The organism is Paenibacillus oleatilyticus (assembly GCF_018998565.1).
GTDB classification, from domain to species: domain Bacteria; phylum Bacillota; class Bacilli; order Paenibacillales; family NBRC-103111; genus Paenibacillus_G; species Paenibacillus_G oleatilyticus.
In genome coordinates this window covers 88,324-113,198 of the sequence record NZ_JAHNZO010000021.1, presented here as the reverse complement: position 1 = coordinate 113,198, position 24,875 = coordinate 88,324, and the positions used below count along the sequence as shown (strand labels likewise).

Here is a 24,875-nt window from a genome sequence, read left to right as displayed (position 1 = left end):
TGGGGAAAAGCGGAAAAAGCGGCAGAGGAGGTCATACGTATGACCACAATGCTTACGGGAAGCGTCGTCCGTCCGGGAGACCCCGGTTATGAGGAGGCACGGCTGAATATCAATGCCCGGTTCTCGAAATATCCGGCGGCCATCGTCTTTTGCGAGCATGTCGAGGATGTCGCGAATGCGGTCCGCTGGTCACGAAAGAACGGCTATCCGCTCCGCGTGCGCAGCGGCCGGCATTGCTACGAGGATTTCACGCTGGCCGACGGCGGAATCGTCATCGATGTCAGCCCGATGAACGATGTCCGGTTCGATCCGGCGAGCGGAACCGCCGTCGTCCAGACCGGTATCCGGCAGCTTTCGCTGTATGAGGCATTGTGGCGGGAAGGAGTCACCATTCCGGGCGGCACCTGCCCGTGGGTCGGAATTGCCGGGCTGACACTGGGCGGCGGATTGGGATTTCTCTCCCGGCTTCTCGGACTTGCCTGCGATCAACTGCTGGAGGTCGAAATGGTGCTTGCCGGAGGCCAGGTGATCCGGGCCAACGACCGCCAGTATGCGGATTTGCTCTGGGCCTCCCGAGGGGGCGGCGGCGGCAACTTCGGCATTGCCACTTCGTTTACGTTTCGGGCACACCCCGTATCAAACGTTGCCATCTACCGAATCGTCTGGCCTAGGGGGGATTTGCCGCAGTTGCTGAACGTATGGCAGCATTGGGCGCCGTCGGTCGACGAGAGGCTGACGCCTTCACTCGTCCTGTCGGCCAGCTCGAACGACTATTGCTCCTCTTCCGGCCTATTCTTGGGACCCGAACGGCGGCTTCGCGAACTGCTCGCCCCGCTGCTTGGGACGGGAACGCCCCTTGAAACGGAGATCATGACGGTGCCTTATCTGGAGGCGATGTACCGGTTCGGCGGATTGAGAAAGGAGCAATCGCAGTGGCAAATGATCCCCGAGCGCAGGTACCGGTTCAAAAACAGCGGCGGCTTCGTATACCGCCCTCTGCCGCCTCAGGCGATCTCGACGATTGCCGCGTTTCTGGATGCGGCGCCAAGTCCGCTCTGCATGATCGTCTTCGAAGGCATGGGGGGCCGTTTGGGGCGGATTCCAGCCCATTCCACCGCCTTCGTTCACCGTCAGGCAAGCTTTCACATGCAGTACATCACGCAATGGGACGATCCGGCGGCGGACGAACCTCATCTCCGCTGGGCCGAGAGCATTCGGAAGGCATTGCTGCCTTATACGTTCGGTCAGTACGTCAATTACCCGAACGTCTTCGACCCCGATTGGGCGCACGCCTATTACGGCTCCAATCTTAATGCGCTGCGCCGGATCAAGCGGAAATACGACCCGGATAACGTGTTCCGTTTCGCGCAGAGCATTCCGCCGTTGTAAAACGCTTGCAACACCAAGCTCCGTTGTGCTATAGTATTAATCCTGTCCATTTTTAGGAATTCATAACACGAACGGAGGTACGGACCCATGGAATCCGGTCTGCAAAGCGCTTACTTGGAGGAAAAAGAACGGCTGGAGCACACCATACAAGAAATGGAAAGGCATCTTGAGGCACTACAGGCTATACCGCCCTATACGGGACACGACATGACGGAGCAGGTGCTGGAGTCGATCCGCGAAAACAAAAGGCGCAGCTTGGCGCACGCGCTGCCCGAGCCTTACTTCGGCAGACTGGATTTTCACGAAACGGGCAAGCCCGGTCCGGCCCCGCTCTATATAGGCAAGTCCGGCGTGGAAAAGGCGGACTCTCCCGAGTTAATGGTAATTGATTGGCGCGCTCCGGTAGCGAGCCTTTTTTATTCGTTCACGGGTGGCACCGAAGCGGCCAGCTACGATTCGCCGGACGGCGTCGTGCAAGGGCTCGTCTACCTGAAGCGCAACCTCGTGATCCGCAAGCAAATTTTACAGCGCGTGGTCGATACGTTCGACCGCGCATCGGACGCGATGGCGGTCACGGACGAGTTCCTGCTGTACCGGCTCGGCGAGAACAAGGACAACAAGCTGCGCGATATCGTCTCGACGATTCAGGCGGAGCAGGATGCGATCATCCGGGCCGGCAAAAACCATGCGCTCGTCATTCAAGGCGTCGCCGGAAGCGGGAAAACGACCGTGGCCCTGCACCGGCTCGCTTACCTGCTCTACCAATACCGGGATCAAGTGAAAGCGGAAAAAATGATCATTTTCGCCCCTTCCCGCATGTTTCTCGATTATATTTCGGGCGTTCTGCCGGAGCTCGGCGTCGGGCATATCCAGCAGACTACCTTCGCCGACTGGGCGCTGGAGCTGCTGGACCACGAAGTCAAGCTGGCCGATCCGGCCCATGCGCTGCGGCATTGGTTCGCCGTCGGCACGGCGCGTCCGGTTATTGACGATACGGCGCCCGGCCGGTTTAAGGGCTCGCTCTTCTTCATGCAGTGGTTGGACGGGCTCTTGAACGCATACGAGCTGCAAGCGGTGCCGCAGACGGATTTTGTGCCGTGGGACGGCGTCAAGCTTCCGTACCGCACCATCCGCGAATGGTACGCGGTGGAATATAAGCACGAGCCGCTCATGAAGCGCCGTGAGCGGGTGCTGGCCCGGATCAAGCGTTGGCTGGAGATGGAGCTGGATAAAGTATGGGAAGTCCACTTAAAGAAGGACTACAAGAAGCGCGGCTCTGCCCGTCTTCGCGATTACGGTAAGCAGTGGACGGCCTATACGCCGTTCGGCTTCTATAAGGAGCTGTTCCGCTCCACGGTGGAGTCCGGCGCCCTGCCTTTCGTTTCCGAGGCGGATGCGCAGTTCATTCCCGAGGAGCTGCGGCAATCCACACTTGCGGCAGCCAAGAAGAAGCTGGTGCAGCCGGAGGATCTCGCCCCCCTGCTCTATATTCGACAGCGCTTCGAAGGCATTCACGGCGATCTGCGCTTCGACCATACGGTCATCGACGAAGCGCAGGACTTCTCGCCATTCCAGGTGGCGCTATTGGCGCTGCACACGAAGAATGGCTCGTTCTCGATTCTCGGCGATTTGTCGCAAGGCATCCACGCCTACCAAGGCATTCAGGATTGGCAGGAGCTGCTGTCGCTGTTCCCGGAAGAGAACCGCGCGTACTATACGCTTAACCGCAGCTACCGGTCAACGATGGAAATCATCTACTTCGCGAACGAAGTGCTGAAGCGCGGGCTTGCCGAGCCGCCGGCGCTGGCCGTGCCGGTATTCCGCAGCGGCGAGCCGGTCGAGCTCGCGCAAGCGGACGGCCCGGCGCTGGCGCAGCGTCTCGCCGGAGCCGTGCAGGAACACCGGCAGCGCGAGAGCGCAGGCACGCTGGCTGTCCTCGCCCGCACAGAGGAGCGGTGCCGCGAGCTGCACGCGCAGCTGCTCGCCGCCGGATGCGACGGCGTGAACCTGATCGTCCCGGGCCAGCAGCAGTACGAGGGCGGCGTCTCCGTCGTTCCGGTGTACATGGCCAAAGGGCTTGAGTTCGATTCCGTCCTGCTCGTGGACGTCGATCCGGTCCATTACGCGCAGACGCCGCAGGACGCGAAGCTGCTCTATGTCGGCTGTACCCGGGCTCTGCACGAACTGAAGCTGTTTTATTCGGGCGAACCATCCCCGCTGATCGCCGGCGTTCAAGGCGACTTTGTGAAGGCCGGGCTGTAATCGAGGGGCCGGCAATGAAGGCCAGGTGCTCTGCCTGGCCTTCATTGTGCCTTTTTTTGTCGGCGCACTGTCACTCTAGAGATCAATCCATTCGAAGTTCGTCACGAAGTCTGCCGTATCGTTTTGTTCCCTTCTCAATTGTTCATTGGCCAAATGCATGGCATATTGAATCGGCCTCCTGATGGATTTTCGGTAAGTGTCTATTTCTTTCGACTTGATGAAAGCCGTATGGCCTGGTTTAGGATTGGCCTCAATCAGCCATACGCGTCCGTTGACGTCAACTCCCACATCCAATCCAAACTCGACCATAGAGCCAAACCGTTCTTCCACAACTTCCATCAACCGATGAGCAAGCTCCTCGCATTCCAGCTCAATTTCTTTCGCTTTATCCAATCCGAAACGGGATTTGATGAAAGTCTGAAATCTCAGCACTTTTCCATCCCCGTAGATTAAATTCGTGGTAGGACTATTCTTAGCGCCTACGCGCAAAACTTTGCCGGTCACTTCCCAGTTTCCAATTTCGTTCTTTTGAATTAGCAATCGAACATCCACCTGTCGGCGAGGGATAAGCTGCAAATCCAGTCCTTGCTGGACCATAAATGACCCGGATCGTATTTTTTCAGTTTGCACCCAACGGTTAATCCAGCGGATGACCCTCTGTTTCGTCATTACCGGCCTTACCACAATCCGGCCTGACCTTTTTCGTCCTTGAAGCCGGTAACCGCAGACCGTTTTCTTGATACTGAGAACACTATGCCCGCCGGTCCCGTTCCCCGGTTTCACATAGACCAGGTCATAGTTCTCAATCATCTGCTCTAACGCTTCTGGCGAGTAAAGAGACGTCTTGGGAATCCAGCGTTCCAACTTGTCGGATTCGGCAAACAGCTTCATCGCTTTCCATTTGTAAGTAAATTTATGATTGGCATAAACGAACAAATCCTTGCGACTGCGCATATCGCGAAACGGTTTGTATAGCTTTCGGCAAAAATCGATGACGACATCCGGCCACGGGCAAGTCGCTCCCGTCCATCTCCCTTCGGATGGGGTAAAGCCGTGAATCGTCCTGCTTTCTTCTTGTACGTCCCTGTGGGAAAATACGTATACGTCAGCCCCTAGCTCCCTCCCTTCCGTTACAAGGTCGCTTAAAAACCTGGAGTTCAGAAAAATATTGCCTTGCCGATGAGCAAGAATGCCTATATTCAGCTTTTTCATACGGGCCTCCGTCTAGTTGTTATGCTGCAATATATACTCATACCCAGCATTGCGTAACGGTACGTGCCTATATGCTTTAACGCCCAAAAACGGATGGCCTGCTCATTTTCCTCCCACAAGCCCGCCACTTTCAAGCCTAGAGGAACTGACGTTCGTTATCCGCTTCATTTTGTCATTTTTTTGTGCAATAGAGGAACTCAGGTAATCTATCCATCGTGTTTCTCAACAAAGAAACATGATTCGACACGAATAAAGCCTTTGGCTTCCTCTACCGCATAGCCCTCGATTGTCCAGATCATTGCACGCAAAAAAGCCGCATTCAGCGGCGAGCTTGTTGAGAAAGTGGTCAGACGGAATAACGAAGGGCGGGGTATCTACTTCCGACCGCTGCCCCACCCCACAAAGTGAAGTTGAATCAGGGAAGCTTAGTCCGAGTACTTTGCGGGGACCCCGGGTCCTCGGGAAATTTGATTGGAAGCCGCTTCATAGCGGATGTTTCCCGATGACAAAGGCGGACGCTATCGCTTCTCCAGTAGATCCCCCACCTCCGTGTGTTTCTCTATTCTTGTCTTTACAGCATCGTACGACAGCGGCTATTCGAGCAGCTCCCGAAGCTCCGGCACGACATTCGGCGGATGCCCGCCGGTCAGGGCGGCGACGAGATTGCGCGCGGCGAGCATCGCCATATCGAGCCGCGTCTTGGCTGTGGCCGAGCCGATATGCGGCAGCGTGACCACGTTCGGCATATGCAGCAGCGGATTGTCCGGGCTTGGCGGCTCCGGGTCAAATACGTCAAGTCCCGCGCCCCGGATGAGTCCGGTTTGCAGAACTTGAATCAGCGCCGGCTCGTCCACCGTCTTCCCGCGGGAAGCGTTGATGAAGAACGCCGTCGGCTTCATCTTCTCGAAGTGCTCCAGACGGATCATGCGTTCCGTCTCCGGTGTCAGCGGCGTCATCATCACGACGAAGTCCGACTCCCCCAGCAGCTCGTCCAAGCCGCAGTAGCGGGCGCCGAACCGTTCTTCCGTCTCCGGCTTCCGGCTGCGATTATGGTAAAGCAGGCTCATGCCGAAGCCGTCCACCGCCCGCTTGGCAATCGCTTCGCCGATCCGGCCCATCCCGATGATACCGATCGTCTGATGGTGCACGTCTATGCCGAAGAAATCTTCGTCGGTCAGCCCTTTGCCCCGCTGCCAACGGCCCTGCTTCACGAACGCATCCAGCTCGGGGATACGCCGTGCCGTGGATAGCATGAGCGACAGCACCAGGTCCGCGACCGTCTCGTCCAGCACGTGCGGCGTGTTCGTTCCGATGACGCGGCGGGCTTTCATCGCTTCCAGATCGAAGTGATTGTACCCGACCGAAATGCTGCTCACCGCTCGCAGCTTCGGGGCATGCTCCAACAGCTCTTGGTTAATCGGACCACCGGTCGTCAGCAGCCCTTCCACATCGTGAAGCTGCGCAAGAAGCCCTTGTCGGGATGCGGCGCCTTGTCCGTCCCACATCCGGCACTCGCAGTGCTGCTCCAGATAAGCAAGCGCCTCCTCGGGAATCGCTTTGGAAATATAAATTTTCGGTTTGCTCATCGAATCGGCTCCTCTCCGAACTTATGCCTGCGCTGTCGCTTGAACCGACTGCTCCTGCGGCGAAAGCACTTCGTTCAAGCTGCCCGAACGGTATCCTTTCAAGTCCATCGTCACGTAGGCGTAGCCGATCTCCTTCAGCTTCGCGTGAACCGTCTCCGCGACGGCCAGCACGTCGGCCAGCTCCGACGCCGGCACCTCGATCCGCGCCAACGTATCGTGCTGGCGCACGCGCACTTGGCGGAAGCCGAGCTGAATCAGGAAGTCTTCCGCACGATCGATCATGGACAGCTTCTCCGCCGTGATCGCTTCCCCATACGGAATGCGCGAAGACAGACAGGCGAATGACGGCTTATCCCACGTGACCAGGCCGAATTTGCGGGACAGGTGCCGGATTTCCGATTTCTTGATGCCCGCTTCCAGCAGCGGCGCGCGAACGCCCCGTTCATGAGCGGCCTGCAGTCCGGGACGGTGCTCCCCGAGGTCGTCGGCGATGGCGCCGAACACGACATGCTCATAGCCGCGCGCACGGGCGATCGGAATCAAATGATCGAACAGCGAGTTTTTGCAGAAATAGCACCGGTTCGTCGGATTTTCCGCATACCCGGGAATATCCAGCTCGCTGGTGTGAATAACCTCATGGGGCGCGCCCAGGCTCCCGGCAAGCGCGATCGCCTCCAGCTTCTCCCGTTCGGGATACGTCTCCGAATCGGCCGTAATGGCAAGCACCCGGTCCTTGCCCATAAATTCAAGCGCCGCCTTGAGCAGAAAAGCGCTATCCACCCCGCCGGAGAAGGCGACGACGACTTTGTTCATCGACTGCAAAATTTCCCCGAGCTTGGCGTATTTTTGATCTATAACTTGCTCTATGGTTGCCATAGGTCCAGCCTCCCTTTTGCGCAAGCCGCGGCGTCAGTCGATCTGGTTGCACACGTTTGCAATCTACGGTTATACCGCTTCATACCTGTTTATTATAGACCGTTTTTCCTTTCGGAAAAAGGTGTATTTTTTCGAAGGCACGACTTCTCCCCCGCCTGAACGGCAAAAGCAGCCTGTCCCGGTACGGAACAGACTGCTCGCTTCGCCGCTTATTCGCTTAACAGCTTTTGAATGTCTCCCTCGATGGCCGCCGGTTCCGTGCGCGCAGCGTACTGCTTGACGACCTCGCCTTGGCGGTTAACCAGAAACTTCACGAAGTTCCATTCGATGTCCCCGGTCCGGTAAGGCTCCGGCACGTGCGAGACCAAATATTGATACAGCGGATGCGCGTGCTCTCCCTTGACGTCGATTTTGGCAAAGAGCGGAAACGTCACGTTATAGCGCGTTTCGCAGAACTGAGCGATCTCGGCCTCCGTCCCGGGCTCCTGTCCGGCAAATTGGTTGCACGGGAAGCCGAGCACGACCAGACCTTGATCCTTATAGGTTTCATATAGCTTCTGAAGCCCTTCGTAATGCGGCGTCAAGCCGCAGGCGCTTGCTGTGTTGACGATCAGCAGCACGCTGCCCCGGTAGTCCGACAGCGGCTTGTCCGCGCCTTGAATCGTTGTCGCCGAAAAATCGTAAACCGACATGTCCCATCGCTCCTTTTTTTCCATAAATGCCCTGAACTCTATTGTAGCATGAAGCGGTTTGGAATGAAAAATCCGCACGATCATTAGAGAAAAGAGCCGCGGTCTGCTACAATATGAAAATGGATGTCACAGGAAAACATAACGATCGAGGGAGGGAGCGTCTCCGTCCTATTCTCCTACAAGCCTGACGGCTGCAACGTTCGGACGGGATGCGACGATGGATATGAACGAGCTGGAATCGATAAGCCATAAACTGGAGCAAGCGATCGGCCATTTGGAAGCCCGCTTTCTCGAACGCGAAGAGTTGATCCGGGTGCTGCTGCTCGGTCTGATGGCCGGCGAGAACGCCCTGCTGATCGGCCCGCCCGGCACCGCCAAATCCCAGCTTGCCCGCGCCCTCTCCCAATTGTTCGGAAGCGGACGCTGGTTCGACTATTTATTGACGCGCTTCACGACGCCGGACGAGATGTTCGGGCCGGTATCGCTGCAGCGGCTCAAAGCCGATCAATACGTCCGCCAGACGGACGGCTATTTGCCTGCGGCTGACTTTGCTTTTCTTGACGAAATCTTCAAGGCGAACAGCGCCATCTTGAACGCGCTTCTGTCCATTCTGAACGAACGGGTGTTTTTTAACGGACAGGAGAAGCAAAGCGTGCCGCTGCTGTTTCTGATCGCCGCCTCCAACGAACTGCCGGAGGAAAACGAACAGCTCGCCGCGCTGTACGACCGCTTCCTGATCCGCTACGAAGTCGGGTACTTGAAGCAAATGTCGAGCTACGAGAAAATGTTCCAGCTTCCAGACGAGCCGCTCCCCGCCCTGCTCTCGCTGCGGGATATCGAGACCGTACGGCGGGCGAGCGCGGATGTCGTCATCCCCGAACCGCTGATTTATATGCTGTATCAACTAAAAACCGAGCTGGAAGCGAAGGAATTCGCGTTGTCCGACCGCCGCTGGCGCAAGATCGGACAGGTATGGAAAACGTCGGCCGCGCTGAACGGTCGCCGCGAGGTCACCGTGTGGGATACCGTGTACACCCCGCATATGCTGTGGGATTTGCCGGAGGATTACGGCACGCTGAAGGAGATCTTTCAGAAGGTATTTCAGGAGGGGCTCAAGCAAGAGACGGAAAAGGAGCTCCCTCTTCGCCGCTACGACCGGATCGCCAAGCACTGGCTCGAAGAAGAAGACGCGCTTCACGCGTTTCAGTTCAAAAAAGAAGTCGGCGGCCGGCTGAGCAAGGAAGAACAGGACAAGGCGAAAGCCAATCTGGAGGAATGCCGGCTGGAGCTGGAGGAAAAGGCCCGGGAGCTGCAAAGCAAGCTGCTCCAGTGGCTGCAACGGGAAAAGGACTTGCCCGGGTACATCCGCAACCGCAATTTCCTGCTGCTGCAAACGGCGGAGTATGCGGTGAAGTATACGCACCTGCGCATTCAGGGCGAGCGCATTTTGCAATCGATGCAAGGGCTGTACCGGACGCTGTTCGACCGCGAAATTCCGGGCGTTCAATACGACTATACACTTTAGAAGCCCGATGAATGAACATGCCGCAGCGCAAGCGGATCATTCACCGGACTTCCTCGGCAGCGAGGTGATTTGGCATGATCATCCGGTCGGCAAAAATCGACCGCTACGTATTTGACGGGTACGTCCATTCCTCCCGCGCCGCACAGGAGTGGATTCGCGAGGCCAAGGCGCAAACGCCATGGTTTTCGGTGGAGCTGTTTGCCGATTTTTTCATGTGCTTCTATTTAGCCCGCCCCGAACTTGACCGCAGCCAGGAGGCGGCGCCGTTCCATCGCTGGCTTGTGGCGGAGCTGCAGAAGCAGTTTTTTTACCGCGCGATCCATCCGCGGACGACGGGCGAGGTCAACGCCTCGTTCAAAACGGCGCTGAAGGCGCTCATGTGGCTGACGCAAACGTTCGAAGACGAAGTGAAGCGCCGCAAGCAGGAGGAGCAGCAGCTTCGGACGATCGGCCTCAGTGAGAGCCGTCAAGGGCAAGGCGATGACCAACCGCAGGTGCAGGAGCGCTTGAACGAGAAGCAGATCGAGCAGCTGCGGCTCGTCGGCTACACGCTGCAGCGCGGCAAGCGCAACGTCGAGGAGAAGCAGGCGGCGCTGGACAGCCGGCCGCTCGTGGAAGCGGAGATCGGCGCGCTGAAGGAGCGCATCCGTTCGCTGCAGGAAGAGATGCGGACCGACTTCGTCCGGCGTGACAAGCTTCGGCAGAAGCTCCAGAAGGCCGAAGCCGAGCTCGGCGAGCGTGAGAAGCGGATCGAGCGGCTGGAGCGCCGCGACCGGGAGACGCTGCGGGAGCTGGAAGCCCAGCTCGGCGGCTGGCTCAACCGGGCGCTGCAGGAATCGCTCGGCCGTGAAGACAGCGAAAGCTTGAACCTGTTCGAGCTGCTGCAAGCGAGCCAGCGGATCGCCAACCGACGCTGGGGCAGCGATCTCGGACGGCTGCACCGGCAGCAGTTCGCCAATTACCTGCAATGGGTCGAGAAGCTGAAGCGTCACCCCGAGCTCGTCGCCTTCCTGCAGGAAATCGGCCGGAACGTGCAGCATTTGAAGGCGCAGCGCCGGAAGATCCGTTCGCCGCGCATCCCGGAAAGCTACGACGACCTGCGTCAGTCCGGCGATATTACGCATATGCTGCCGAGCGAAGCGAGTCTGCTGGCCGACGAAGACTACGAAGCGTATTTTATGGTCAAGTGGCTGGAGCGCAAGCTGCTCACCTATAACGTCACGGGCTGGACACAAGAGCCCCTGAAAGGGCCGGTCGTCTGCATGCTCGATACGTCCCATTCGATGCGCGGCAGCAAGCTGCGGCTCGCCCAGCTGTTCGTCGCCACGTTCGCCGCCTTCAGCCTGCTGGAGAAGCGCGATTTTCGGCTGCTGCTGTTCGGCGCACGCGGCGAGCTGGTCGAGCATCCGCTCTACTGGCGCAAGCCCGACTGGCCGGCGTTCTACGCCTTGTCGCAGCTCGCCTTCGGCGGCGGCACGCACTTCGACGCCCCGCTGCGGCGCGGCATCGAGCTCGTGTCCGCCGAGCCGCGCTACCATGACGCCGATTTCGTCATGGTGACCGACGGCGTCGGCGCGGTGTCCCCGCCCGTACGCGAAGCGCTGGCCGAGCTCGGCCGCTCGAAGCAGGTGCGCCTGCACTCGCTGATCGTCGGTACGGCGCGTCAGCATCTCGCCCAGCGCTACGAGATTTTGGGCGTGTCGCATCAAGTGCGTTTCGCCGCCACATGGGAAACGCAGCAAAGCGAAGAGCTGCTGCTGGACGTGCTTAGCACAAAGGGGTAGGAGGAAAATTCCCCCTACCCCTATTGCTTAACGAGCCGCTTCGGTGGCCTCCTTGTCCTTGGCCGCTTCGGTAGCCTGCTTGGCCTTGCTTTGATCGATGGCGATATCCCCCTTCCAGCTCCCTTTGGTTTTGCCGATGCGGTCGATATCCACACTAAGCTTAATCGTTTGCGGTAATGAAGCGCCGCCCTTCATCACGAAGCCAATCGTCCCTTCCGGCTTATCCTTGTCCGCAACGCCCGTCTCGATTTCTTTGCCCGCCGCATCGGTCAGACGAAACGTAAGATAGTCTTTGTCTTTCAGTTCCCTACCGATAAAGTTGAGCCGGTTGAAACCTTCCACACCCGGTTCCTGGTAAGTCGGATTGTCCACCTGTTTGCCGTCTTTTTTCCCGTCGGAGATGATCTGCAGCCCGGTCGTATCGAATTCCCAAGGAACGAGCGTGCCATCCTGCTTCTCGATCCGGTAATGAACCAGAACCTTGGTATCCTCGACATACATTTCTTTAAAATGTATCGTGATGCCTTGATCCGTGATTTTGTGGTCGATCGGCACCGACAGCCCTTCGGACACCGCGCGTTTTACCCCGCTGCCGACCAATCCGCTGATGTCCGCCTGATCCTGGGCAAAATAAGAGCTGCTGAGCGAATAAGCGCCTGTCGGGATTAATACGGCTGCCGCAATGCTGAAAGCGATGATCGTTTTTTTCATTTTCTTGTTCTCCTTTTTCTCATGAAATTGTACGAAAGATTGTCTTACCCGCCTATCGACGTCTTCCGGAACTTGCGTCTTGTCGAATTGCTCCGTCAGCGATTGTTTAATTTCGTCCGAGATTGACATGTTCGGAACCAGCCTCCTCATTTTCTTGAGTGTCCAACCATTTGCGCAGCTGCTTCAAGGCCAGATGATTTCTGGATTTGACCGTGCCGAGCGGAATTTGCAACAGCTCCGCCACCTGTTCGTGCGAAAAATCATAGTAAAACCGGTATATAATCACGATGCGCAGCTTGAACGGCAATTGATTGATCAGGCGCTGCATTTCCCTTTGCGATTCGTTCTCCAGCAGCGGTTCTTCCGGCCGCTCCACATGCTGCTCCACGCTCAAACGGTTTTTTTTCTCAAGCAAACGGAATCTTCTCCAAAGCTGCCGCCGCCAACTGCTTATTTGCCGAAGGACGATCCCGTTGAGCCAGAACAGAAAAGGACGCGTGCGGTCGTAGCCCGGCAAAGCCCGCCACAGCTGATAATAAATCTCGCTCACAATGTCGTTGACATCGGCGGGATGAGCCACCAACGCCGCCACGGTCGCATACACTTTGTTTCTGGTCATGCCGTAAATCACTTCAAAAGCGTCCGGATCGCCGTCGATCAGCCGGTCAAGCCAGACGTTCAGTTGTTCGTTATCCATTGGAGGCCTCCCGAAATTGTATACACGATGTATTGGCTCCGTCGCCTCATAAGGTTCACTGGAAATGAAAAAAAATATTTCGCGTTAAAAAGTTTATTATACCGCAAATAGGCGGTATCGGATGTCGGTGGTTACGTTTGGAAAGGATGGGGTTGTCAGAAGGGCTTTTTCATTTGAGTGGTTGAGGAGGTTCTTCCAAGAACGCACAATCGCCTGCAAATCCGCAACTTTAGGAGCTACGTACGGATCGCAGGCGAAGGGGTTCTGGTAATATTCGGTAAACCTACTAATTAATAATCCAAATTGACCAGCTCGAAAATCGCTCTGGCATAAATGACAGTCGCTTTGAGCAGATCCTCGATCTCGATATATTCGTCCGTCTGATGGGCGACGTTTTCTTTTCCTGGAAACAACGCGCCGAACGCGACGCCGTTATCCAGGAAGCTGGCATACGTGCCCCCGCCGGTCGTGAGCAGTTCGGGCTCCAGCGAGGTTTCTTGTTGGTAGATGTTCTGAAGCGCTGCAATCATCGGATGATCCTTGGCAACATGATGCGGCTTTTTCAGAATCGGCGGTTCCATGGCAAAACGGTACTTTCCGACCTTGTCGCGAATGGTCTCAACGTGCCGCAGCTCATCCGCCACAAGCGGAAACCTTATGTTGAGGTAAGCAAACGAAGGTTCCGACGAAGCCGCATACCGCATAATCCCCACATTCACCGTCAAAGGCCCCATAATTTCGTCTTCGCAATCGATCCCGATGCGCCGCCCCGCGGGATCGTCATAAAAATATTCGTCCAGACAAGCGATAAAATGCTGCGCATCAGCCTGAAACTCGTAATCTCTCAAAAAATGAACGAGCATGAGCCCCGCGTTTACGCCTAACTGCGGCTCCATGCCGTGCGCCGCCTTCCCTTGCAAAGTCAAGACGAGCGTCCCATCTTGAACGGACGCCGTGCCTTTCAGGCGATTTCTACTGCAATAATGGCTAAATTGCCCGGCCAACGCTGCGAGGAGCGAAAGCTCGCCGGTCACCGCAGCTTCCGCCGATTCGGGAACCATATTCGCCGCACTCCCGGCATGGAAAGAAACTAACTCCACAATCCCTTGTTCCGTCCCCTCTTGTTCGCCGGCATCGCCGTTCTTCTGTAGGACGATTCTCGTATTGATCTGCCCCTTCTCCGCATGAATGATCGGAAAATCCGCATCCGGCGCAAACCCGGCTACCGGCATCTGTTCGATGCGCCGGTAATATTCCATGCAGCTCATCGTATGCTCCTCGTCCGTCCCGAAGATGATCCGTACCCGATGCTTCAGCGGAAGGTCCAGCTCCTTGACGATTTTCATCGCGTAAAATGCCGCCATCGTCGGCCCTTTATCGTCGATCGCTCCGCGCGCGTACAATTTTCCGTCGCGAACCTCCGGTTCAAAGGGCGGAGAAGTCCATGGTCCAGTCGCCGGGACCACATCCAGATGACACAGCACGCCGATATAATCGGCGCTCTCGGCTGGGCCGTACTCCGCATAGCCTGCATAGCCGTCCAAGCTGCATGTCCGCCACTGTTCGCGCTCGGCAAGCCCCAGCATCAACTCCAACGCCCGGGCGATCTCCCGCCCCATCGGCTTGCCCGCCTCGCCGGTCCTAACATCTTTGACGCTCGGGATTTTGAGCAGCTCTGTAAGGTCGCTCAGCAGTGCTTCTTTCCTTGCCCACACTTCCTCGGTCCAGTTGATGGATTTCACCTTTACCTTTTCCCCTTTCATGATCTTGCGCCTTGCGGCGGCTGAATACGCGGGGCTCGCTCGTCCAACAGCCAGCAAGCAGCGTGATGTGTTCCCGTGATGGCCTTCGTTCTTGGCGGTAAAGCCCGGCATACTTCCATGACATATGGACACCGGGCGGCAAAAGCGCAGCCGGCCGGCATACGGATCAGATCGGGCGGCGTCCCGGGGATGCTCAGCAGCGCTTCGGTCTGCTCATGAATTTTCGGCATCGAGGAGAGCAGGCCCCAGGTATACGGATGCTTCGGATCAACAAAAATTTCGTCCGCCTTTCCGGTCTCGACTATTTGCCCGGCATACATCACAGCCACCCGGTGAGCAATATTGGCGACGACTCCCAAATCATGCGTAATGAGAATGATGGACGTCCCCTTTTCCCGCTGCAGCTCCTTCAATAAGTCCAGAATTTGCGCTTGAATCGTGACGTCCAGCGCCGTGGTAGGCTCATCCGCAATCAGCACCTTCGGGTCGCAGGCAAGCGCAATGGCAATCACCACCCTCTGCCGCATGCCTCCGGAAAATTGGTGCGGGTATTGCTTCATCCGCACTTGCGGGTTGGGGACGCCGACCTGCCTCAGCAGCTCCAGCGCGATCTCCGCCGCTTCCGGTTTGCCGAGCTTCCGGTGCTGCATTAAGCCTTCCATGAGTTGACTTCCTACGGTCATCGTCGGATTAAGCGATGTCATCGGGTCCTGGAAAATCATCGAAATTTCGGCCCCGCGAATGTCCCGCATTTGCTTATCCGAGCGCTCCATCAAGTCTTCGCCCGCTAACAAAAGCTTTCCGTTCTTGATCTTCCCGAACGGATGCGGCAGCAACCGCATGATGCCTTTGGACGTGACCGACTTCCCCGAGCCCGATTCCCCGACGATGGCTAGAGTTTCCCCTTTGGCCAGTTCGAAGCTGACCCCGCGCACGGCTTGAATTTCTCCCTTGTAGATTTGGAACGAAATTTCCAATTCCTTGACTTCCAGAATTTTCTCCATCCTCGTATCGCTCCTTGTTCTCTCGTTCACAGGTCCAGGACATGACGCTTCAGGCTATTTGCGCATTCGGGGGTCCAGCGCATCCCGCAATCCGTCGGCCAAAATATTGAAGCCTACCATAATCGCAATAATGATCAGAGCCGGAAACAACAGCAAATAGTAGTTCGTGTTCAGTGACTGATACCCCGTATTGATAAGCACGCCGAGCGAAGCCATGGGCTCCTGCAGCCCCAGACCGATAAAGCTGAGGAACGCTTCCGTAAAAATCGCCGAAGGAATCGTAAACATCGTATTGATGACGATGACTCCGACCGTGTTCGGAACCAGATGCGTCAAGATCAGGCGCGAGTTGCTTGCCCCCAGCGTGCGGGCGGCCAGCACGAATTCCTGCTCTTTCAGCTTCAAAATTTGCGCCCGCACCAAGCGCGCCATGTTGACCCAGCCGGTAATGACCATCGCCACAATGATCGTAAAAATGCCCGGCTTCATCGCCATCATCAGCAGAATGACGACAATCAGGCTCGGCACACTGACCAAAATCTCAGTGATCCGCTGCATGATCGTATCCGTTCTGCCGCCGAGCAGCGCCGAGACGGCCCCGTACGCGACGCCGATGCACAGATCCAGCGCCGCCGCCAGCAGGGCGATCAGCAGCGAGATGCGCGTGCCCTGCCAAATTCGGACCCACTGGTCGCGTCCGAATTTATCCGTGCCGAGCCAATGATCGGCGTTCGGCCCTTGATAAGCGGCGCTGTAGTTCGTATCGAAGTACGTATAATGGCTCATCCAGGGGCCAGCCACGGCCATGAGACCGAGGAGAAGAAGAAGGTACAGACTGACGAGCGCTCCGCGGTTTTGGCGCAGCCGCCGCCAGCTTTCCTGAAATGCGTTCAAGGGAGGGCCGGACACGCTCTCGCTTTCGTGAGGATCGACGGTGGTCGGGACGAACAAGCGGTCCAGCTCCCGTGATTCGTAATTCAGCATAGTCACTTCTCCCCTCCCGCCAGACGAATTCTCGGGTCAATGACCCGGTACAGCAGATCGACGATCAGCACAATCAGCACAAAAAACGCGCTGTAAAAGATCGTTACGCCCATAATCGTCGTATAATCGTTCATTTTGATGGCATCGACAAACAGACTGCCGATCCCCGGCACGCTAAATATGCTTTCAATGACCAGCGAGCCGGTCAAAATGTTCACGGTGATGGGACCCAGAATCGTGATGACGGGAATCAGCGCATTGCGGATCGCATGCTTCCATACGATGGCGAACGGGCTGAGCCCTTTGGCTTTTGCCAGTACGATATAGTCCTGCTGCAATACTTCCAGCATTTCGTTGCGGACAAACCGGGCAATCAGCGCGATAACGAGCAGCGATAGCGCAATGGAGGGCATGATGGAGCTGGAATAGCTTTTCCAAAAAGCGACCGGCAGCAGCCCCCACTTCATTCCGACATAATACTGCAGCAATGCGGCAAAGACGAAGTTGGGAATCGATACGCCGATTACCGCAATGAACATCGCGACTGCATCCCACAGCGTATTATGGCGGAGCGCTGCGACCACTCCAAGGATCAGACCGAGCGCAACGCCGAGTATAATCGCCTGGATGCCAATAAGCGCGGATGGAACAAGGCGGTTCAACATAATGTCCAGCACCGGCCGGCCTTTATAGAAAAAGGAAGTCCCCAGGTCGGCCCGCGCCAAATTGCCCATATAATGCACATATTGCTTCCACACCGGCTGATCCAGGCTGTATTTGGCGTAAATCTCCGCTTTGGCCGCAGCCGGTAACAAAGCCAATTTTTCCTCGTCAAACGGCGATCCCGGCAGCTGCTTCATGAGAAAAAACGTCAGCGTCGCAATGATCCACAGCGTGATCAAGATGTACACAGCCCGAATGGCGATATATTTTTTCATTCCAGCACCTCTTTGTACCGATCTTCACACCTTCGCGCCACGTCGGCCTGCAGGAAAGGAGAGAAAGAACCCGCTTCCTCTCCTGATTCATCGTTATTTTTTGGCCGCAAATTTGAAATCCCACGACGCGCCATAGGGATGGTAAACAAGTCCCTCGATATTTTTTTTCTGGAGGAAGGCGTGGCCTTTATAAAATAACGGCGCCACGACGGCGTCCTCGCCGACTAATATTTTTTCCGCCTGCAGCAGCATTTCTGCGCGCTTCGCTTCGTCGGCTTCCTTCTTGGCTTCCGCAATCAGACGGTCGTACTTCGGATGGTTGTAGTTCCCGCGATAAGGCGTGTGATTGACCCAGAGATCCAGATACGTCATGGCGTCGTCGTAATCGGCTCCCCAAGCGGTGACAGCCATCTGATAGCTGCTGTCGTCCATCAGCTTGTTGCGGGCCTTCTTCGGCATCGACTCGATTTCGATCTCGGCGCCGAGATTTTTCTTGAATTCGCTTTGCAGGAACGTGCCGACATCTTTATTCACCGTATCATCCAACACCAGCAGCTTGATTTTCGGCGCGTGACCGAGCTCTTTCATCCCTTGAGCCCACAGCTCCTTGGCCTTGGCGGCGTCCGGCGCAATCACCTCTCCCTGTATATCGCGGAACGACTTGCCGCCCGCTCCGTTCATAAGATCGGGGATCAATCCTACGGCTCCCTTCGATCCGTTATTCAAAAGCTGCTCCAGAACCTTGCCGTCATAGGCCAATTGAAGCGCTTTCCGAATGTTTGGGTTGGATACGTCGCCGGCTTTCAAGTTGAATTGCAGGTAGGTCGTCGCAAATTCGATGTCGGAACCGAATTCGGGACTTGTTTTGTTAGCGCTCACATCGGCGGACGACAAATTCACCCGATCCAGTTCCCCGACCTTATACAAGTTCAAAGCGGTGTTCATTTCTTTCACCACTTTAATATTGACTTTATCCAGGTTCACCGAGCTGTTGTCCCAGTAGTTCGGATTTTTCTCCAATACCGCGCCGCTGGCCGGATCGAATTGGGTGAGCACGAAAGGCCCGTTGTACAGCAAATTTTCCGGTTTCAGTGCGAAGTCTTTTCCTTTTTCCTGTACGAACTTTTCGTTCAACGGGTAATACGGAATAAAGGAAACCAGGCGGAGGAAAAAAGGCGTCGGATTTTTCAGCTTGACCGCGAGCGTCTTGTCATCCTTCACCACAATGCCGGAAACATCGGCCGCTTTGCCTTCGGCGTACTCCGCCCCGCCTTCAATATAATCTGTCAAAATAAAGGCGTACCCGCTGAGCGACGTTTCCGGCTTCATCGAGCCGAGCCATGCAAATTTGAAATCCGCCGCCGTCACCGGGCTGCCGTTGCTCCATTTCACGCCATCGCGCAGCGTAAAGGTGTACGTTAATCCGTCTTTGGAAATATCGACCCCTTTGGCCATCGCCGGCTGCGGCACGTTTTTGGGGTCAAGACGGTACAGCCCTTCGTTGACGTTATTCAGGATGGCAAAGGCAACATTGTCGGATGCGGAAAATTGGTTCAAATCCGTAATCTCCGTTTCCACGGATAAGGTGATTGCTTTTCCGCTTGACGGCTGCTCCCCGTCTTTCGAGAAGGGTTGGCCGCTTGGCGATTCTGCGCCTTGGGGAGCTTCGCCGGTAAAATTGCAGCCGGACAACATCACGCTGAACAGTAACAATAAGCTAACGAAATAAAATGCCCATTTTTTCATGTAAAACGCCTCCGGATTGATCAATTGATAATTTATTCCTGTTTGCGCTTCCAAGATAAAATAGCCGTAGGCCTGCTCCTTTTTCCTTTATTTTCTCCACTGTCGTTAATAAAAGACTAGGAAAACCGTGTTTTAAATAAGTAAATCTTATAAAATGATGAGTAAAGCGATTACATTTTGATATTTTATTACCTTCGTGTTAGTAATTTAATGAAGATATTACCATCGATTCCAGCTTGAAGTCAATCGTTTTTCTATGGTTGCGGACCGCTTGCCGCGATTAGCCTCATAAAAAAGCTGACGTCGGTTCGTAACCGCGTCAGCCGTAGTTCAAGCTTCCCTCTTTCTTCCTGTCTCAAGCTTAGTTTGCCACGAAACGGCCTGAGCACAGCCCTTTCGTTTACGCATAAATTCCTTCGCGCTCTTCCTCCGCCGCTTTCCGCTTGAGCCGTTCCATCAGCGATTCCAGCGGCTCGGGGGCCAGCAGCTCCACCGGCGAAATTCCGCGGTCGAACTGCAAATCGCCCTCCAGCACGACGACGTACCGGTCGCCAAGCTTGGCGATATGCAGCCGGTCGCCGAAATCGGCCAGCAAGGCGCGGACGGACATATGGCCGAGCTTGAGCTTCATTTCAAGGTCGGGCTTTTGCTCGACCATAACGGACGTCGCTTCCATGACCTGCACCTGATCCCATTTCTCCTGCAGCTCGCGCTGTTCGCTGCACGCCCACAGCTCCATCGCCTCAAGCTCCCGCTCTTTGGCTTCCGGCTGGTCTTCGAATACCTCTTCGACATACTGCTGCACGAAGCCGAACACCTGCTCGTTCATCAGCTCGGGCACGGATTTTTCATATTCGACGTATTTCAAAAAATCCTCGAAGTACCGTGCATGCGACGACTGGTGGATTTTCAGCTCCCACAGCTCTGTCATCCCCGGTTCCGGCATAAAAGGGTACATGATCGACTTCATATTTTTGGCGTTGATCGCCATCTCGACTTTATTGAGCAGACTCCGCTCGTCCGTAATGCGCGCGATCTTTTGCTCGAAGTCGCATTTGAACACGAACAAGAACGGCTCGTCGGAATATTGGCTGAGCCTTGCGCGCACGATAAACATGGCCCCGCCGCGAATCGCGCTGGCATCCATGTAAGTTGTGACGAGCTCGTCCGCATGGCCCTTAAAATGCTCTAGCGTCTCGGCGGCGCGCAATCTGGCGAACAAGTTGTAATTCGGATTGCTGTCCAGGTCGTATCCGGGCTCGACCGCGAAACGGCCGATTTTGGTCGGCACCTGATCGGCTTTGGCATGACGCTCGGCCTTGCGCTTCGCCGTCTTGGCGAACTCGCCGTCCAGAAATCCGCTGAGCTCGCACGACGCGTAATCGTCACCGTCCATGGTGACGTAGTGCTTGCTGCGCTTGCCCGGCGTTCCGTCTTCCCCGTCCACTTGAATGACAAAAAACGAAATATAGTCCACGTCAAATCTCATCTTGAGCGTCCCTTCTGTCGTATCTGAATCAAGCCGTAAAAAAGGCCGAATTTTAGTATACTACAAGGCCGCCCCCCGTCATAGAGGCAAAAAGTTCGAACCCGCTCGCCCCAAGCTTAAGATAACCTTCAGATTTATTTAGGACTTCGTTCAGAAATCCTTTGGGTTTTATTTACTCGCAAGATCTACTATGATAAAAGGAATGGAGTAATGAGGAGAGGTAGAGATGAACCTGTTGCAAGTCGTCCAGCAGTTGTTTGAGCAGTACGGATATTTCGTATTACTGATCGGTCTGCCTTTGGATTTTATTGCGCTGCCGATTCCTCCGGGAAACAGCACCTTGGCCTATACCGGTTATTTATCCTTCAAAGGCGTGCTCTCCTGGCTCCCTGCCTTTGCCGCGGCGCTGACGGGGGCGTTCATCGGCGTGACGGTGACTTACTGGATCGGGCACAAGGTGGGCATGCCGCTGATCGAAAGGTATGGCAAATGGCTGTCCCTAAAGCCGTCCCATGTAGAGAAAACGCGCCGGTATTACGACAAGTACGGGGACAAGCTGCTGCTAATCGCCTTTTTTATTCCCGGAGTCCGGCAGTTCCTCGGGTATTTTATCGGCATTATCCGCGTCCCTTATCGCAAGGTTGTGACCTATGCATACGCCGGTACCGCACTGTGGGTCGCTTCGTTTTTTGCGGTAGGGTATATCTTCGGAGAGCAGTGGGAGCAAATGTTTATGCTGATCGAACGCAATTTGAAGGTTTTCTTTATCGGCTTGGGCTGCGCCGCGGCAGGCTTTCTCTTGTTTCGGTGGGTTAAACGCGCCCGATAAACCAGGAATGAAAAAAACGAATCGACGGTACGATTTATAACCGCCGATTCGCCGCTTAGTTACCGGATCGCGCCGCAGGCGATGCGACCGCCCGCATTGCCGGCGGGGTCCGTTCTAAAATCGTCCGCCTTCTCGTGAATGACGAACGCCGTGCCGCCGGACTTGCGCAGCGAGTTCGGCTTCCCTGCCTCCAGCGTCAGCTGCTTGGCCACAAAGTCCGCCTTAACCTTGCCTTGCTGATCCGCTTCGAGATTCGGAAGGTCGCCGGTATGAGGCCCTTCCGGATTGTTCAAGCCGTGCTTCCGGGCCTCGGGATTGAAGTGCGCCCCAGCCGAAGTAAATTCCGGCGCCTCGCATTTGCCGGTCTCATGCACATGAAAGCCGTGCGGCCCCGGCGGCAACGAAGCCGCTTCCAGTTCGATCCGCACGCCGCCTCCCGGGCCGGCCGGTGTCAGCTTGGCCTTTCCAATCGCCGTTCCCTGCTTGCCAAGGATGTCCACATGAACGGCTTCCTTCGCTTCATTCGCCATCACGGCGGCGCTATCTTCCGTCTGCTTCGGTTCATGCCGGTGCTGCGGCTTCTCGGTCTGTCCGAACCAAGCCCGCAGGTCTTGCTGACAGCCGCTCAGCACAAGCAGCGATACAGCGGAAATTGCCGCAGTTTTCCATCGCGTTCCCAAAGATTGCTCCCTCCTTAACGTTCCGCAAGCTACATTAGACCATTGTTTACCAAAATCGGAGACCATAAACGTCCGGAACAGGGGCAGCTTTAGGAAGCGGCTTGACTCCAAATCAATAGTACTGTATAGTTCTAATCATGAATAAGAACAAAACCACTTCCCCGCCGTCCAACCGCCAGCATGTGATTGAAACGGCCGCCGGTCTGTTTCTTATTCGCGGCTACTCGTATACGAGCATGGACGACGTTATGCGGGAGAGCCAAGTATCCAAGTCGAATATTTACTACCATTTCAAAAGCAAGGAGGAATTGCTTCTCGCCGTCGTCAATTATTGGGCCGAGTCCTACGAGCGTTCTTTATTCGCCCTGCTAAGCCGGAGCGAGCTGTCCGTGGAAGAACGGATCATGATGTTCTTGGACGGTTTAACGGAAGGAATTGCCCGGCGGAACGGCCATGGCGGCTGCCCATTCGTGACGCTCTATCTGCAATGTCCGGAAAATGCGGTGCCGGTGAGAGAGCGGATCGCGCTATTTTTTACCGAGCTGCAGCCTATGCTCGTCAAGCTGTTCCGTCAAGGCGCCGCCAAAGGGGAATTCCGTCAGCAGCTCGATCCCGAGCAGGCCGCCCCGCTGTTTATCGCTTGTCTGGAAGGCTCGCTCGTACTGGCCGAAACGACAAAAGATTTGTCGGTCATAGAGACGACGGTACGCGGCTTTTGCCAAATGCTTCACTAGCTCGCTAGCGAAGCATCTTTTTTTAACTTCAATTAGAACTGGATAGTACTAGTTATAAGGTCATGAGGAGGAGCATCAATGTCGGATTTATTGATTACGGGCAGCACCGGATTTATTGGGAAGCAAGTATTGAAGCAGTTGGCTCAGGGTGAGGAACGGCTGCTGCTATTGGTCCGTTCTCCGGAAAAAGCGGCGGCCGCTTTGAGCAAGCAAGGATTCGGCGGCGGCGATGCCGCGGAGCGGATTCAGTTCTTGAAAGGCGATTTATCCGAGCCGAACCTCGGGTTGAATCCCGCCGACTACAATCGGGCGATGCAAGCCGATGTCATCATTCATGCGGGAGGCCCGATGAGCATTACACTAGATAACGCCAAGGCGCAGCGGACGTTTCTCGAAGGCTCACGGCATCTTGCGGAGCTGGCGGAGCGGGTTCATAAAGCGCGCGGGCTTCGCCATTTCATCCATGTCGTCGGCTACATGAGCCCGATTCACGACGGGAACGTCGACCCGGATGCAGACGTATTCCGCATGGATGATTTTATGAAAGGCGAAGGCCCTTACGAACGGATGAAGTTTTTGGCCGATTTGCTCATTCGACAGCAGGCGCTACGGCACGGTTATCCGCTGTCGGTCGTCAACCCGAGCACCGTCGTCGGGGCGAGCCCTACAGGCGCAACGGAGCAAACCGGCGGACTCGGCATCCTCGTTCATGCGGTTAGAAAAGGGCTGATGCCGGTCGTACCGGGCGGCGCTTCCCATTGGGTCCCGCTCGTGGCCAACGACGCTCTGGCCGGCGTAATCGTCCATCTGGCCCGCGAAGCCAAGCCTGAGGGCGGCACCTACAACATGCTGGGGCGCAAGGAAGCCGGCCCGAATATGAAGGAGTTGCTCGATCTCATCGCCCGGGAGCTTGCCGTCCCCGCTCCCCGGGGAGCGCTGCCGGTTTCCCTGCTACGCGGTGTCATGAAGACCGGACTCGGCCGTCTGACCGGCATTCCCGCCGAATCGCTTGCATTTATCACGGAGCGGTCGTTCGATACGAAAACGACGGAGAAGCTTATCGGACGGATGGGAGCGAAGCCGCTGGAGGTTATGGAGCTGCTGCCGATGGTCGTGGCCGATCTGGATTACCGGCTTACACATCCAGGCGCGTCGGAGCCTGCGCATTGGTCCCGCGAACGCAAAGGAGACCTTGCCGCGCTTGTGCGGGAAGGTCTCGGTGAGCCTTGGGTTATCGTGCACGGGCTGCTGAGCGGCGCCGACGACTTCGTACCGCTCGCCGAGCATCTTCATGCCAGCACTGGAAACCCGGTGTGGCTGCTCGACTTGCCGGGCTTCGGCCGTTCGCCCTTGCTGCGGGAGGGCCGCCACAGTCTGGAAAGCTACGCGAAAGCGGTAAGCGATGCGATTGCGGACTCCCCCGTTCCGGTCCGCTTGGTCGGGCACTCCTTCGGCGCGCGAATCGCCCTCGAAACGGCCAACGGGCCCGCGGGAGGGAAGCTCAGCACGCTAGCGCTGCTTCAGCCCGTTCTGCACCGCCCCGATGTTGGAGCATTGCGCCGCGCGCTCAGCGGCACCCGCCGCACGGCTTCCGCCGCCCTTCGCTTTATGTCGGTCCGGGCGATGCGAAACACGATGCTGCGGGAAGGTGTTTTTGCGGCGGCAGAGGAAATCCCGGGCGGCTACGTCGAAGCCGTCGTCCGCAGCTTGACTTCCCCGCGCATCGCCGCGGCGAACGCGGATATGCTGCATTCGCTTTACCGGAAGCTGCCTGCAAAGCCGGCGACGCCCGTTCTTCCAGCCTCGCTCGATACGTCAGTCATCTGGGGCACGAAGGATCGCGCCTATGCTTTGCCGGAAGCATACCGGAATCAGGCGGGGACTCAGCTCGTTTCGTACGGCCATCAGTTCCCGGTTTCGCATCCGGCCGTTACCGCGAAATTACTGGCGGAGCAGACTTAACCGGACAGTTGC

Annotated in this window: 20 protein-coding genes; 7 read left to right on the top strand and 13 right to left on the bottom strand. The window is 56.4% G+C overall.

Annotation, left to right across the window (positions count from 1 at the left end; genetic code table 11):
* Nucleotides 1-39 precede the first annotated feature (39 nt).
* Together KQX66_RS24285 and KQX66_RS24280 are read left to right on the top strand one after the other, a co-directional pair.
* The gene (locus tag KQX66_RS24285; RefSeq protein ID WP_216795397.1) at nt 40-1,389 is read left to right on the top strand and encodes an FAD-binding oxidoreductase; all 1,350 of its coding nucleotides are present in this window, start codon (nt 40-42) and stop codon (nt 1,387-1,389) included.
* An 87-nt stretch (nt 1,390-1,476) separates the two neighbouring features.
* Complete coding sequence (locus tag KQX66_RS24280; protein ID WP_216795396.1) at nt 1,477-3,651, top strand: HelD family protein; 2,175 nt, start codon at nt 1,477-1,479, stop codon at nt 3,649-3,651.
* Between the two features lie 75 nt (nt 3,652-3,726).
* On the opposite strand, the gene KQX66_RS24275 is transcribed toward KQX66_RS24280, so the two are convergent.
* The 4 genes from KQX66_RS24275 to KQX66_RS24260 all read right to left on the bottom strand — a co-directional run bounded on the left by KQX66_RS24275 (nt 3,727) and on the right by KQX66_RS24260 (nt 8,017).
* Nucleotides 3,727-4,863 (bottom strand): YheC/YheD family endospore coat-associated protein, encoded by a 1,137-nt coding sequence (locus KQX66_RS24275; RefSeq protein WP_216795395.1) that lies wholly within the window; start codon nt 4,861-4,863, stop codon nt 3,727-3,729.
* 593 nt (nt 4,864-5,456) lie between these two features.
* Nucleotides 5,457-6,449, bottom strand: a complete 993-nt coding sequence (locus KQX66_RS24270) for a 2-hydroxyacid dehydrogenase (protein WP_216795394.1) — start codon at nt 6,447-6,449, stop codon at nt 5,457-5,459.
* Nucleotides 6,450-6,470: 21 nt separating this feature from the next.
* Nucleotides 6,471-7,325, bottom strand: a complete 855-nt coding sequence (larE, locus tag KQX66_RS24265; RefSeq protein WP_216795393.1) for an ATP-dependent sacrificial sulfur transferase LarE — start codon at nt 7,323-7,325, stop codon at nt 6,471-6,473.
* Nucleotides 7,326-7,534: 209 nt separating this feature from the next.
* Complete coding sequence (locus tag KQX66_RS24260; RefSeq protein WP_216795392.1) at nt 7,535-8,017, bottom strand: glutathione peroxidase; 483 nt, start codon at nt 8,015-8,017, stop codon at nt 7,535-7,537.
* Between the two features lie 217 nt (nt 8,018-8,234).
* On the opposite strand from KQX66_RS24260, the gene KQX66_RS24255 reads away from it, so the two are divergent.
* Both KQX66_RS24255 and KQX66_RS24250 read left to right on the top strand, forming a co-directional pair.
* Complete coding sequence (locus KQX66_RS24255; protein ID WP_438804209.1) at nt 8,235-9,542, top strand: AAA family ATPase; 1,308 nt, start codon at nt 8,235-8,237, stop codon at nt 9,540-9,542.
* Nucleotides 9,543-9,616: 74 nt separating this feature from the next.
* A complete protein-coding gene (locus KQX66_RS24250) occupies nt 9,617-11,326 on the top strand; it encodes a vWA domain-containing protein (protein WP_216795391.1) in 1,710 nt (569 codons plus the stop codon).
* Between the two features lie 27 nt (nt 11,327-11,353).
* Here the strand turns inward: KQX66_RS24250 and KQX66_RS24245 are convergent, their stop codons facing one another.
* The 8 genes from KQX66_RS24245 to KQX66_RS24210 all read right to left on the bottom strand — a co-directional run bounded on the left by KQX66_RS24245 (nt 11,354) and on the right by KQX66_RS24210 (nt 20,658).
* Nucleotides 11,354-12,166, bottom strand: a complete 813-nt coding sequence (locus KQX66_RS24245; RefSeq protein WP_216795390.1) for a DUF4179 domain-containing protein — start codon at nt 12,164-12,166, stop codon at nt 11,354-11,356.
* Nucleotides 12,144-12,734, bottom strand: a complete 591-nt coding sequence (locus tag KQX66_RS24240) for a sigma-70 family RNA polymerase sigma factor (RefSeq protein WP_216795389.1) — start codon at nt 12,732-12,734, stop codon at nt 12,144-12,146. Before KQX66_RS24240 ends, KQX66_RS24245 begins: the two co-directional genes overlap by 23 nt.
* 290 nt (nt 12,735-13,024) lie before the next feature.
* Complete coding sequence (pepV, locus tag KQX66_RS24235; RefSeq protein ID WP_308647266.1) at nt 13,025-14,476, bottom strand: dipeptidase PepV; 1,452 nt, start codon at nt 14,474-14,476, stop codon at nt 13,025-13,027.
* 17 nt (nt 14,477-14,493) lie between these two features.
* Entirely contained in the window at nt 14,494-15,501 is a 1,008-nt protein-coding gene (locus KQX66_RS24230) for an ABC transporter ATP-binding protein (RefSeq protein ID WP_216795387.1), read from the bottom strand.
* A 54-nt stretch (nt 15,502-15,555) separates the two neighbouring features.
* Nucleotides 15,556-16,485, bottom strand: a complete 930-nt coding sequence (locus KQX66_RS24225; protein WP_253957408.1) for an ABC transporter permease — start codon at nt 16,483-16,485, stop codon at nt 15,556-15,558.
* 2 nt (nt 16,486-16,487) lie between these two features.
* Nucleotides 16,488-17,423 (bottom strand): ABC transporter permease, encoded by a 936-nt coding sequence (locus KQX66_RS24220; RefSeq protein ID WP_216795386.1) that lies wholly within the window; start codon nt 17,421-17,423, stop codon nt 16,488-16,490.
* Between the two features lie 93 nt (nt 17,424-17,516).
* The gene (locus KQX66_RS24215) at nt 17,517-19,169 is read right to left on the bottom strand and encodes a peptide ABC transporter substrate-binding protein (RefSeq protein WP_216795384.1); all 1,653 of its coding nucleotides are present in this window, start codon (nt 19,167-19,169) and stop codon (nt 17,517-17,519) included.
* Nucleotides 19,170-19,569: 400 nt separating this feature from the next.
* Nucleotides 19,570-20,658, bottom strand: a complete 1,089-nt coding sequence (locus KQX66_RS24210; RefSeq protein ID WP_216795383.1) for a DUF3900 domain-containing protein — start codon at nt 20,656-20,658, stop codon at nt 19,570-19,572.
* 226 nt (nt 20,659-20,884) lie between these two features.
* Here KQX66_RS24210 and KQX66_RS24205 point away from each other — a divergent pair, with 226 nt between their 5' ends.
* Nucleotides 20,885-21,487: a DedA family protein gene (locus KQX66_RS24205; RefSeq protein WP_216795382.1), complete on the top strand. Its 603-nt coding sequence runs from the start codon at nt 20,885-20,887 to the stop codon at nt 21,485-21,487.
* A 59-nt stretch (nt 21,488-21,546) separates the two neighbouring features.
* Here the strand turns inward: KQX66_RS24205 and KQX66_RS24200 are convergent, their stop codons facing one another.
* Complete coding sequence (locus KQX66_RS24200) at nt 21,547-22,167, bottom strand: superoxide dismutase family protein (protein WP_216795381.1); 621 nt, start codon at nt 22,165-22,167, stop codon at nt 21,547-21,549.
* 137 nt (nt 22,168-22,304) lie between these two features.
* Here KQX66_RS24200 and KQX66_RS24195 point away from each other — a divergent pair, with 137 nt between their 5' ends.
* Together KQX66_RS24195 and KQX66_RS24190 are read left to right on the top strand one after the other, a co-directional pair.
* A complete protein-coding gene (locus KQX66_RS24195; RefSeq protein WP_216795380.1) occupies nt 22,305-22,901 on the top strand; it encodes a TetR/AcrR family transcriptional regulator in 597 nt (198 codons plus the stop codon).
* Nucleotides 22,902-22,979: 78 nt separating this feature from the next.
* On the top strand, nt 22,980-24,863 hold the full coding sequence (locus KQX66_RS24190) for an alpha/beta fold hydrolase (RefSeq protein WP_216795379.1): 1,884 nt from the start codon (nt 22,980-22,982) through the stop codon (nt 24,861-24,863).
* Nucleotides 24,864-24,875 lie beyond the last annotated feature (12 nt).